The organism is Fibrobacter sp. UWEL (assembly GCF_900142535.1).
In the GTDB taxonomy this organism is placed as follows: Bacteria; Fibrobacterota; Fibrobacteria; order Fibrobacterales; family Fibrobacteraceae; genus Fibrobacter.
In genome coordinates, this window is sequence record NZ_FRBE01000013.1 from 97,685 (window position 1) to 109,563 (window position 11,879).

Below are 11,879 nucleotides of genomic sequence, written 5' to 3' on the forward strand. Positions count from 1 at the left end.
ACCCGCAAAAAACGTCCGAATTTTGCCTATTTTTGTACTAAATGAGGTAGAAATGTCACAAGATTGTCATGAATCCAGACGACAAATCATTAAAAATGTCATCCAAAAACACCGTTCGAAGTTCTCTGCCCTGCAGGAAGCCAGTTTTGAACGTGGTGAAAAGCAGTTACTTGAAATTTTGGGCGACGATGAGGAAGTTTCCACCAGCTTTCCTATTCCGGGTTTCTTTATTGGAATTCTAGTCTGGCTGTTCATTATTTTATTCCCGCTGATTATTATTGCGGGGCCTCGTCCAAATGGCAATCTTTTAAATGCGACGGACTTGCTGAACTACTACGTTCCTTTGTTTGCAACCTTGATTATCTTTCTGGTGAACCAGCGTTTTGTTGTTCCTAAACTTTTCTTTAGGAGAAAGTATTTCCTGTTTTTGCTGGTGAATGCCCTTATGTTGTTTGCAGTTCTTTCCATGAGAGAATTGCTCACGTTTATGATGGTCCGTACTGCCGATGAGTCCTGGAGCTTTTTCATTACGAAATACGCTTACTCCGATCTTCGCGGACACTTTAGCATTTCCGTGGTTCTGTCCTTCTTTGCTGTTGAGGTGATGGTATGTGCCGTATGTATTTTGATTTCCATGTTTGCGCGTCAAATCATACGTGCTTTTATTGTCCGAGAAAAACGCCGCGCCACGCTGCAGTACGAACTGGATTTCTTGAAAAGCCAGTTGAGCCCACACTTCCTTTTTAATACGCTGAACAATATTACTTCCCTTATTTCCTTTGATCCTAAGCTTGCCGAAAGTTCCATGACCAAACTTTCCCAGCTGTTGCGAGTGATGTTGTACCAGACCGGCGACAAGTACATTACCATCAAGGAAGAAGCGGACATCCTGAAAAAATATGCGGAACTGGAAAAGCTAAGACTGGACGAATCCTTTGATTTTGCTTTCGATGTGGAAATTGAAAATCCTAACGTTCATGTTGAACCCTTGCTCTTTATGCCCCTGATGGAAAATGCCATGAAACATTGTGTGAATCCTAAGGGAAAGAGCTTTGCCCATGTAGTCCTCAGGCAACAAGGTGACGAGATTTTTATAAAGGTGGAGAATAGTAATTTCCCCAGAAAGTCTTCTAAAAATTCTGGCGGCCTTGGATTGACAACCTTAAAGAAAAGATTGGAACTTCGTTACGAAGGCATGTACCGATACGAGACTCGAGTTGAGAACGAAACGTATATTGCGGAATTGTCCGTTAAAGTTAAAAATGGTCTTGACAAAGTAAGCAAGTTTGTATAAATTTTTCTTCGGACTAAATAATTTATTAAGCACATACTCGTTAACTCGGGGTGTGCTTTTTTTTGTGCGTTTGATGTCCAGTTCGTAAATGCTTTTAGCGGGCGAGTGCCACGCTTGTTTTCGTATATCTAAAAATTTTCTTTGGAGGTCCTATCGTGAATAGGATGTCAAGGTGCGTTGCCTTGATAGGGGCCTTGTTGTCCTTATCGGGTTTTGCGTGTGGTGCATTCGCGGGAGAATGCGAAGAAATTCCGCTGTATCGTAATGGTGCTGATGCGGGTAAGATGATGGATGGCTCTACCTTCCCGGAAGCGCCGGAGTGGACGGCTAACTGGGGGAATTTGGACGGCATGACGCCGCCCTATGTTCGACTGTCTGGTCAGAAGGATGCGAAAAGCGACTGGAAGGGCGAACTTTTCTTTAAGGGAATGCCTATCCAGGTGGAGGGCGGTGACTTGAAGCTGAAGCTGCGCTCTACCCAGAAGGGAAATGCGGTTTTATGGCTGGCGGGAAGCTTTGGAAAAAGCTCCACGTACTCCATGGAAGTGGCTGCCAACAAGACGTACAATGTGACGGTGCCTATGACCGCTTTCGGTGTTGGCGGAACCGCTACTGTATCTGGATTTGGCGTGGGGCTCTTGAACGTTCCCGCTTATCAATACACCACATTGTTTGTGGATGACGTTACGTTTACTTGCGGGACTGCCTCGGGGACCTCTGGCAGCGTTTTCACGACGGAGCGTGTGGCCTATCCCTATAGTGACATCAAGCCCGAAAGCCCTACTCGAGAGGTGAAGTTCCGGGATGTTCACGCCAGCGAAACAAGTGCGGCATATTCTCAAAAGGAACGTAAACGTATGGCGGATTCCACCAGTCTTGATTTTGTGGTGGACCTCTTTGACTTCGCCCAGATGAAACGTTATGCGGAAGCGACGGAATTGACCCCGCGGGAATCCAGCAATGGGTGGTTCACCTCCTTACATAAACTGGAGGCACATCGCCTGAGGGATAGCGTTATTGCGAATCCTAAGGAATTACTCTACCAGGCGGAAGCGCTTGCCGCCAGCAGCGATAAGAGGGCCATGCCCCTCCTGATAGGAAATGTGGATTATGGTTATCGCGCCTGCGTGGATACCTCCTGCAAATCTCAGACCATTCGACCTGCTCGTTTATTGCTGGCGGGATTGCCCAGCCCTATTGTTCATGGGTCTGTATTCAGGATTTTTTATGATCCCTACTTTTTAACAACAAACAGAACGGATGTCCCCGCGGTGGAAATCAAGGTTAAAAAGACTTGGGAAAACTTGCCGCCTAAATCGGAAATGGAAATCCAGTTCGAGGCTGCGGGTGTTCAGAAATTTCAGGTGCGCCTGACAGCTGGCGGAATCACAACCACACAGACTCTTTTCGTGGAGGTAAAATAATGAGGATTATCCATATCTTGCTTTGCCTTATGGCTGCCGCGGGTTCGACTTTCGCAAGCGTTCACGATCTGTATTTCCGTCAGTCGGAATCAGGTAGGTTCCTGGTGAAGACTGCGTATGATGGCCTCTGGGCTGCTGCCGATGGCGTAACCGTTGATGACAAGTCCGGCGATAATGTGCGTATTCGTGTCGTTGATCCGCCTGCCAGCAACACTCTGTTTGGTTTTGAACTGCAGCGCCCCTTCCTGGTGTTAGACGGCATCTATCTGGATCCGGAATCCAATCGTACACTTTCTGAGTTTATGGGGGAGGCGGAACAGTTCGGGTTGATTTCTGTGTTGCAGGAACTGGGTTACACTCCTATTCTGGTGCAGTTCGCCGAGACCGTTTCCAAGGGACTAGAAGCAAATTCCAATTACTTTAAGAGTCTGCTCCAGTTCATGAATGATAATCCTTATTTTGGATTTAGGGATAAGGCGGAGGATGGCTTTATCGTTATGGGAATTAGCCAGGGCGGTATCTTAGGCCGCTACGGTTCTTATTTATACGATATTTCCAGACCTGCGGGGTCCGCGCCTATTACTTTGTATACGTCTCTGGATTCTCCTCATCAGGGCGCTATTATACCTAAGGGTTTGCATTATACCATTAATTTCTGGGCAGCTCATTCAGATGATGCTGAAAAGTTTAATGAATTGATTGGGGGGCCTGGCGCAAGTGAATTGCTGTTGTATCAGCCCTCTGGAGCGGATGATGGTTCTACAAAGGACTTCTACTCTGCGGATCAATCGAGCCAGCGATTCCTTTTTGGAAAGTATCGTAATGCTGCCAATTACAAGGGATTTCCCTCCGTTTTGATTTCTCAGGGCCAAATGAAGGGAGCCTCTCCGTCTCATAAAAAGAAATATTTTGAGTTGCATCGCACGGCAACAAAACTAACTGCTGTTTTTGGACGTACGGTAAGTTCTTTTTCTTCTCCTGACTTTGCAAAAGAAGAAATTGCTCGTAATCGCATTTACGTTTTTGATTCCCTTAATTCTTCGAGGAATATTATTGGTTCTACTGAATATGATTTTATTCAGGGGAGTACTTATCCTTTTGCGAAAACAATGTATTCTAGCTTAAGGGAAGGCTTTGTTTCGTCAATTCCCAATGATATGAAGGTCAAACTTTTTGATGTGTGGGGTAACCCGATAAATATAAGTTTTACGGGTTCCTGGGAAAAGGATGCTCTGTATCAAGCGAATAGTACCTTTATTCCTACTACCAGTGCAATGGATATGCTTTGCGGCGGGGAACTTTCTATTGGCGTTCCTTGCTCGTTTAAGGAAAGTCATCAGGGATTCCCTTTTGAAGCGCCGGGAAATCGAAGTTCCGCAAATGCGGCCTATGCAGTGGATCCGACCCATCCTCGCTATAATGAAGCGATGAGCGGACGTCATATTGAAATGCCTGGCGTGGGCGATCAGCAAGATTTGAATGTCTTGCGAGGCATGCAGACAGACGTGTGGCGAATTCTCTGTGAAGTCGCTAAGAGGGATTATGATGTAACAAGTAAAAGCTATCGTAATTCGAGATTCTCTGGGGTGTTTGATCCGACTGCAAGTTGTATGGATATTATGAAAATGCCTGCTCTTATCCAAAATAGCGGCGTGGTGCAACGTCGCAAATTTGCCTTTGCCCGTTATGATTATAATGAAAAGGCTACGGAATCGAAGGATTCTGTTCGCTTTAAGGTTCCGGCGGGCTGGCATAAAGTGGCTGTCTTTGATAATGGAGGAAAGATCCAGGAAGGTTCCACTTTTGAAGTGGATATTAAGGCTGGAAAATCTGCAAGTGGGTGGATGAAGGCAGAACTGCTCCTGACTACCACTAAGGCGGGAACAGGCCAAATCCAAATGCAGGAAATTACGGTGCCTATGGATGGGGCTGCTCATACCCTTCGCTGGACCATGCCGGAAACCAAGGGCTCCCTTACCAATTATCGCTGGTTTCGCCTGGTGCTGAATTCTAGCGGCTCTGCTGTGGATGTGATGAAGCCTCGTCTTGTGTATGCGACTATGGCCAAGCAGAACGTGGAATACATTACAAATCCTGTAATTTATCCCAACAATAAGGTTTCTGTAAGGACTGCTGGCGAAAATGCTTCTGTGGAGTTTTATAGTGATGCTCAAGGAAGTGGCCAGGATCTGAAATTCAAGAATATTGGGGACTTTGTCTTCTATGATTTTGGTGGGACAAAGAATCTTTCCCGGTTTAAGAATGTCAAGGTTCTGTATTGGCCTGGAACTTGTGGCGCCACGAAGGTGTATTTTGATTCCTACGTGAAAGGCGCTGTAAACCTTGCCAATGGAGATGCTTTTGGCGGATTTGTTGAGAAAATTATCCCGCTAAAAAGCATTGTGAACACGAATTTTACTCCGGATAATGGAATTTCCGCATCGAGGTTTGTACTTCGTGGATCAAATGCAGGGGAACGCTGTCTGGTTGATAGCATTACCTTAGAATAGCTTTTTTAGGAAAAACCTTCCCTCCGTGTCAACTATAGTTTGCAAAATGCATAGGGGGAGGGCTTTTTCCTTGTTTTTTTTGTTATATAAATTAGTTTGTAGGTGGTTTTTCTAGGAGTTTATATGAAAAAGTTAGTTTTAACAGCTTGTATGGCTGTCTTTGCTTCCGTTGTACTTACGGGATGTTTTCCGAGAACTCGTTCTGTGGGAATATCTTTAATGCCTGCCCCGTTGCAACATCGACCCAACGCCGAAGACGAAAAACCCCATTTTGCGGTTTCGGGTTCTGGATATTACGGTCATACCGGTGGGGCAATGGATAATATCAAGGATATTGATATTGGTGGTGGCGATATTAGTTCAACTTTTCACTTAGGCGGCTTTTTCTCGCCCGTATTTATGAACTTCGCTATGGGCGCTTTCCGTGGATATAGCGGTTTTTCTTGTTCAACATCAAATTGTACTGAAAAAGAACGCTCTGATAGCGAACGGTACAGAGAATGGCTTGAAACTCCAGAAGGGCGAGATAGTTATTCTACGTGGGCTCTTCAAGAACGATTGATGTTTGGCCTTGATTTTAATCCTGGGTCTTATTTGATTATTGGTCTTGCGGGAGGGCTGCAGTGGTATCAAGAAGGTGGTGAATATTACCGAATGCGTCGTAACCTAGAACGTACGGATCATGTGATTGCCAGTTCGCCGGATGCAAAATCAGGACATTCCTTGGGCGCCTCTCTTTGGATTGGTTCTCACCTTGGCCGCAATGGAGAATATGGAAATTTTGTAGTACAGCTGGATGATTATTATTCGGGTGGAGAAGATGGGTTTATTAGCTCCACAAAATTTACCTACACCCATCCCTCTGGATTCTTTGGCGGCTATCAGAATGGCTCTCTAGTCAGTCATAGCTTCTACTTCGGTAAGGAATTCATATTCTAACGGAGAAGGCTTAGTCTTGACATTGCTTGTGGAACATTATATTTTTGAGGATGAATTCAAAATCCATCCTCGGAGGTCCTATGATTATTGACCCGATTGCTATATCCGAACAGGCTCTTGAAAATATGGAAAAAACTAAGGAAGCTGCTTTCGAAAGATTAGTCGGAGCAGGTATCTTGGATAAGGATGGAAATCTTGCTAAAATCTACAGAAATCCTCCAAAGAAAAAATAATAACGCAATATATTTAAACCGCCCAAATTGTTTTGAATGAAAAAGTCCTCGGATTTGAATCCGAGGACTTTTCGTATATGCCGATCCTGAAAAGATCCTTCGACTTCGCACCTTTGGTGCTTCGCTCAGGATGACATTTACTTCGCACCTTTGGTGCTTCGCTCAGGATGACATTTACTTCGCACCTTTGGTGCTTCGCTCAGGATGACATTTTTTCAGGATGACGTTCTAGTTACTTCTTGATGGCCTTGGCTGCGCCCAGCTTGGTCTTGATGATGTATGCGCCTTGGCGGATGTTGAGGCGGAGGGTGCCGTCGACGTCCAGAGCCTGGCCCTTGAGGCCGGTCCATACCAGGTTGCCGTTCAGGTCGAAGACCTGGGCGATCATGTGGCTGTCGTTGGTGTTGAAGTAACGTGCGGCGTGGATTGCGGTGGACTTACAGCCCGTTGCAACGATCTTTGCAATCATGAAGCCTTCGCTATTGCTGTTGAAGGTAAGAGCGGTAGAGCCGTTGTCGCCTTCGTTATCCAGAGGGACGGTGGTTTCGATCCACTTGCCTGCTGCTGCGGTATTACCATACTTGTAGTCTACCCAGCTGCCGCCATTAGCGCCACCGATGTTGATGTAGGCTGCCTTGGAGTCGTCCATACTGCGCATGGTGAACACCAGTTCGGTGCAGGATTCCAGAGCCTTGGCCTGAGATTCGTCGAGGTCAAATAGCTGGCTCTGCCACGGGCAATCGTCAGAATCGCCCTGCTTGCAACCTGCAGTAGGAATCTTCATGTAGGCGGCCATGCCATCCAGAGCGGTAGTTTCGTAAGTCACATCCTGGAGGAGCTTGTTGCCCTTGCGCCAGTCTGCTGCGTTACCTGCGGTGGTAAAGTCTGCGATAACGATATCTTCAGTTGCGGTTACCACAGGTTCCACATAGTTGGGGTCGGTGGTTTCGTCGACGCAGCTAGCGGCAACTGCAGCGGGAGCGCCCTTCTGGTAAACCAGGGTGGTTACGGAACGTGCGGGAAGCATGGTGCAGTCAGAAATGGTGACAGGCTTGCTCTTGAAGCCGTTTTCCTTAGACTGAACGGCGGTAACAATGCCCATACCGGCAATGGCCGGATTATCCAGCTTAATAGCGGTTTCGCTAGTGTTAATCACCACCACAGAAATGGAATCGCCTGTAGCGCTGGTAAATGCGACTGCCTTCAGAGTTGTGTCGTCAACAGCGGAAGTAACCACCTTCCAACCCGGGTTCACGAACTTGGAGTAGTGACGCATGGCGTGGTATTCCGGATTCACGTAGAATTCGTCAGCCTTACAGCCGCCCCAGCCTTCTGCGCAAACGCCAATCATCTGACCAATCTTGCCGCCCCAGAACAGTTCCCAGGCGATATAGCCAGACAGCTTACCGTCGGTAAAGCCAACCTGCATAATATGAGCCAGACCCACCATGTCTGCTTCGCGGGTCTTGTCCAGCATGTTGCAGAATTCAGTCATGATAATAGGCTTGGTACCATAATTAGTACCGATGGACTTCATGGCGGAACGGAAGTTTTCCGGCTTCAGATAGTTGTTGCCGGAATTATCGTTGCCGTTGCCTGCGTGATAAAGATGGTAGGCGTAGCCGTCCAGCTTATTGACGTCCAGTGCCTTGGCGTACTTCTGGAAGTTATTGTAGCCAATGCCCAGAGGTTCCGGGCCCAGAATCTTAGGCTTGTTAGCCAGCGTGCTCATCTGAGAATACACGGCGTTTAGAGCTTCGGCATAACCAGCAGAAGTATCCGATTCTGTAGGATCGAAGAGCGTTTCTTCGTAGCTGGCGTTCATATCCGGTTCGTTCTGAATGGAAATAAAATCCGGAACGATACCAGCTGCGGAATAAGCCTCGTAGCTCTTCTTCCACCAGGATGCAAATTCATTGTAGACGTACTGTCCGTTGACCTTTTTCAGGGAGTTGTCGCCGGGCTTGGTGCCGTCGCTACCATTGACGCTGCCGCTGCCCTTCAGGCTGCCCGGAGCGCTCCAGCTAGACATCTCAATCTTCATGTGGGAACCCAGGCGCTTCTTGCCTGCGGACACAATGGCGATATCGTCTGCGCTTACCGCCGCTGTGTCGGCCTGGAGCCAGTTACCCACGCGGAGCAGGGACAAATTCAGGCCCGTAAAGGCCGTATCGAACATGGCTTCGCGAACCGCGTCGTCCTTCATGCCGGTAATCCAGCCCTGATAATAAACGCTACCGCCGCCGAAACCTTCCACAGTCTGTTGTGTGGCGGCCGGATCTACTGCAACAGTCGCTGCATTCGCGGCCCCCGCCACAATAGAAAGAGCAGACAAAGCTGCCAAAGAACGAATCCTAATCATAACACCTACCTTTTTTATATATCCATACACCGGTGCGAAATCTAGATAATCCAGGGACCCTGAGCTTGCCGAAGGGTACCGAATTGTGCATATTCTCACTTGGAATAAGAAAATTGTAATTTTTTTTAGGGAAATTCGTTCCTTTGTAAAAAATTATGTATATATGAAACCATCAAAAACGGTGAATACACCACTTTTTGTATAGATCAGTAGGTGTCAGGGACTAGGATTTTGTAATCATTCCAAAAACTAGTGAAAAATCTGACAAAAGTTTGACAAAAGTCTGACAAATCTATTGACTTCTGTGAAAAAAGAGATATATTTATCAATGTAAACGAGAGTAAACAACTCTGAAACACTAACGCTTCAAGAGCTGTGAATCTCAAAAGAATGTGTCACAAAAACAAGGAGTACACTATGAAGAAGCAAGGTTTTACCCTTATTGAATTGATGGTCGTGATCGTTATCATGGGCATCCTGGCCGCTGTTGCAGTTCCTAAGCTGTTCGGCATGATCGCAAAGTCCAAGGCATCTGAAATCGGCACCGCCGCTGGTACCTATGTCAAGCTGCAGGACGCATACGTTGCTGAAGCTGGTACCTATATCGGTAACTGGAACATGATTGGTTACACCATGCCTAAGTCTAACAACTTTAGCTACACTGACGGTTTTGAAGGCAAGGCTACTACTGCTCTCAAGGGACTTGTTGCTACTCAGGGTTGGTCTGCTACTAACGCAGCTAAGCTGAATGATTGCCAGTCTGGTGAAAACTGGGTTATCACTGTTGCTGAAAACAAGACTAGCGCATCTACCGGTAATCCGATTGTGTATGCTGCTGGTTATAAGGATGCTTCTGCAACTTCTACTTGCAGCCCGCTTACTCCGAACTTTGCAAACATCGGCAAGTAATTTTGTTGAGGTTGTTTTAAAGGGACTCGCCCAAGGGCGGGCCCTTTTTTAATTCATTATGGATAAAATAAAGTATTTAATTGCGGTTGTATTTTTCTTCTGTGCAAATCGATATGAGGGTTTTGCACAGGATAATATCTTATACGCTCTCCAGGCGCTAAATCGGATATCTCCAGAACGTTTTATCGGAGATCCTGCGTTTATGTTTGGAAATCAGGACTCATTTAGTCTTTTTTCTGCAATATATGTTTGCTTTATTAAGATACTTCCGATAGGACAGGCTTCTTTTGTTTTTTGCGTTTTGATACATGCTTTGACTGCGTTCTCTATTGCTTATCTTGTTGATAAGTGGACTAATCTAGTTCATGCGAAAAACATTTCATTTATATTGACGTTACTGTTTATAAGCTTATTTTCGTTTGGAGAAGATCGTACAGAAATGTTATGGTCCATGAAAACGATTGAAGCATTCCCTGTGGCGAGAATGCTTTCTGCTGCTTTGGGTATGCTTGGTGTTGGACTTATACTTTCAAAGCGCAAATGGACGTCTTTTGCGGTTTTATTTTCAGGTTTTTTAATTCATCCACTAACGGCTGGCTGGGGAATCCCTGTTTGGATTCTATTTTATTTTCCGAAATTTAAGTTGCCAATTGTTATTGGTTCTATTTTGTTCCCGTTTACGATTCTAATTGGGAAAGAACCTTTCGCGCCATTCCCTATTACGTGGTATCCAGTGACGACTGTTGCTAAATATATGACCCAAAGTTTGATTGTTGTGTTGGGCCATCTTGTGGTAATGGTGTTGTTTACGAAACAGTTGGAAAAGAATACTGCACTTAGACAGTTTGCTCAATATTCTTGTGTTGCAGTTTCCATTGCTGCTTATTGGTTTGGGATGTCTTTATTGACTGGACATATCTTGCTGTTTCAAGTTCAAACGTACAGGGTTGTTTGGTTGTGCAGTATAGTCTCTTTCCTGCTTCAAAGTGTTTTTTTGTTTAATGTTTATTGTCAAAAGATAAAAAAACAAGTTTCTTTGACAGCGTATGAGATAATATGTTGTATAACGATCCCCTTTTTATGGATTGATTGTTTCTTTATAACCTCTTTGTTCTTGATTGGATTTCTCTATGTTTTGTGCATAAAGAAATATGAAACAATCCTTGTGAAAATACTCGTCATTTTGATGATTGTTTTAACTGTAGCGGCTCTGGTTGTGATAAGAAACCTTCCTTCAGGGCTTTTCCAATCGTTCTTTTCAAATTATTCTTTTTGGTCACAATCCTTATTATGCGCCTCTGCTGGTGTTGGCGTAATGTTACTTATTTTAGATTTAAAAAAAGACTTTTGGGTATTGGGAATATCTCTATTTGGTATTGCTATTAGTTTGTATACCAAATCTTTTTTTCCGAGAGATCCTGTTGCGGTTCCCTATTTGTTAATGGTTTGTTTTTTGACATTGTTTGTACCATCTATAACAAAAAAGAAATTATTTTTACAATATGGTTTAATTATACTCATGATTGTATTTACGATCTTCTCGTATGATTGTAGAACCATTTCTGATTTTCAAAACGAAAAAGTAATGAATCAATTTGTTGAACAACCTCCTTTCCCATATATAGAGAATCGTGGTAAAATGCTTTATTTTGTTAATGGCTATGGTCGTGATTTACCACGAATATCTTTTTTGACGGGTGCGTATTATGATACACAATACGATGTCGGTAGTATTTTGGTTAAGGGACAGAAATATGAAGTTGATCGGAGAATCCAGAAATTGTATTATGGTGTTGATGACTCTGCTTCTGCCTATTATTTAAACGTCTATCCAGAACATGGACGAAATGCTGTAATTTTAAAATTGCTGGACAGGGATTCACTAATGTCAAGAGTGAAATTCTTGTGTGGGTTAAATGAAATTTCGCATTTAGTCATTGATGATGGAGATTTCCCATTGCCCAAAATTGACTCACTTCTGTTGGAAGAAAAAAAATTGAAGGTTTTTCTCTACCGTTGTGAATAATCAATTGGCGCTTTGAATATGTATGTTGTTCTAAAAAAATTGTTTTTTTTTGCTTGTTTTTTTTGCTTGTTTCTCCTTCTGGAAATCCGGCAATTTTCAGGCAATATGTCCGCTCGGGTGATTTAATTCAAAGTTAGTTCGTCATCCTGCTTTTGGCAAGTGTACGCGGTGCTTTAGGCTGA

At 44.6% G+C, this 11,879-nt stretch carries 8 protein-coding genes; 7 read left to right on the top strand and 1 reads right to left on the bottom strand.

The features are described from left to right. Positions 1-52 precede the first annotated feature (52 nt). The 5 genes from BUB59_RS09750 to BUB59_RS09770 all read left to right on the top strand — a co-directional run bounded on the left by BUB59_RS09750 (position 53) and on the right by BUB59_RS09770 (position 6,400). Positions 53-1,294: a sensor histidine kinase gene (locus BUB59_RS09750; protein WP_073229262.1), complete on the top strand. Its 1,242-nt coding sequence runs from the start codon at positions 53-55 to the stop codon at positions 1,292-1,294. A gap of 155 nt (positions 1,295-1,449) precedes the next feature. Next, a complete protein-coding gene (locus tag BUB59_RS09755) occupies positions 1,450-2,718 on the top strand; it encodes a hypothetical protein (RefSeq protein ID WP_143160325.1) in 1,269 nt (422 codons plus the stop codon). After that, a complete protein-coding gene (locus BUB59_RS09760; protein ID WP_143160326.1) occupies positions 2,718-5,228 on the top strand; it encodes a hypothetical protein in 2,511 nt (836 codons plus the stop codon). The genes BUB59_RS09755 and BUB59_RS09760 overlap by 1 nt, the downstream gene beginning before the upstream one ends. 123 nt (positions 5,229-5,351) lie before the next feature. Further along, positions 5,352-6,167 carry a hypothetical protein gene (locus BUB59_RS15205; protein WP_143160327.1) on the top strand — a complete coding sequence of 272 codons (816 nt, stop codon included), beginning with the start codon at positions 5,352-5,354 and terminating at the stop codon, positions 6,165-6,167. A gap of 50 nt (positions 6,168-6,217) precedes the next feature. Then, positions 6,218-6,400 carry a hypothetical protein gene (locus BUB59_RS09770; RefSeq protein WP_073229273.1) on the top strand — a complete coding sequence of 61 codons (183 nt, stop codon included), beginning with the start codon at positions 6,218-6,220 and terminating at the stop codon, positions 6,398-6,400. Positions 6,401-6,632: 232 nt separating this feature from the next. Here the strand turns inward: BUB59_RS09770 and BUB59_RS09775 are convergent, their stop codons facing one another. Then, complete coding sequence (locus BUB59_RS09775; protein ID WP_234980020.1) at positions 6,633-8,762, bottom strand: glycoside hydrolase; 2,130 nt, start codon at positions 8,760-8,762, stop codon at positions 6,633-6,635. A 417-nt stretch (positions 8,763-9,179) separates the two neighbouring features. Here BUB59_RS09775 and BUB59_RS15765 point away from each other — a divergent pair, with 417 nt between their 5' ends. Further along, positions 9,180-9,671: a type IV pilin protein gene (locus BUB59_RS15765; protein WP_073229275.1), complete on the top strand. Its 492-nt coding sequence runs from the start codon at positions 9,180-9,182 to the stop codon at positions 9,669-9,671. A 58-nt stretch (positions 9,672-9,729) separates the two neighbouring features. Further along, positions 9,730-11,697 (top strand): hypothetical protein, encoded by a 1,968-nt coding sequence (locus BUB59_RS09785; protein WP_073229278.1) that lies wholly within the window; start codon positions 9,730-9,732, stop codon positions 11,695-11,697. The last annotated feature ends 182 nt before the right edge of the window (positions 11,698-11,879 follow it).

Excerpts from the sequence above, each read along its gene's own strand:
- BUB59_RS09750 (WP_073229262.1), top strand. The coding sequence starts at position 53 with ATGTCACAAGATTGTCATGAATCCAGACGACAAATCATTAAAAATGTC.
- BUB59_RS09760 (WP_143160326.1), top strand. The coding sequence starts at position 2,718 with ATGAGGATTATCCATATCTTGCTTTGCCTTATGGCTGCCGCGGGTTCG.
- BUB59_RS15205 (WP_143160327.1), top strand. The coding sequence starts at position 5,352 with ATGAAAAAGTTAGTTTTAACAGCTTGTATGGCTGTCTTTGCTTCCGTT.
- BUB59_RS09770 (WP_073229273.1), top strand. The coding sequence starts at position 6,218 with ATGAATTCAAAATCCATCCTCGGAGGTCCTATGATTATTGACCCGATT.
- BUB59_RS09775 (WP_234980020.1), bottom strand. The coding sequence starts at position 8,762 with ATGATTAGGATTCGTTCTTTGGCAGCTTTGTCTGCTCTTTCTATTGTG.
- BUB59_RS15765 (WP_073229275.1), top strand. The coding sequence starts at position 9,180 with ATGAAGAAGCAAGGTTTTACCCTTATTGAATTGATGGTCGTGATCGTT.
- BUB59_RS09785 (WP_073229278.1), top strand. The coding sequence starts at position 9,730 with ATGGATAAAATAAAGTATTTAATTGCGGTTGTATTTTTCTTCTGTGCA.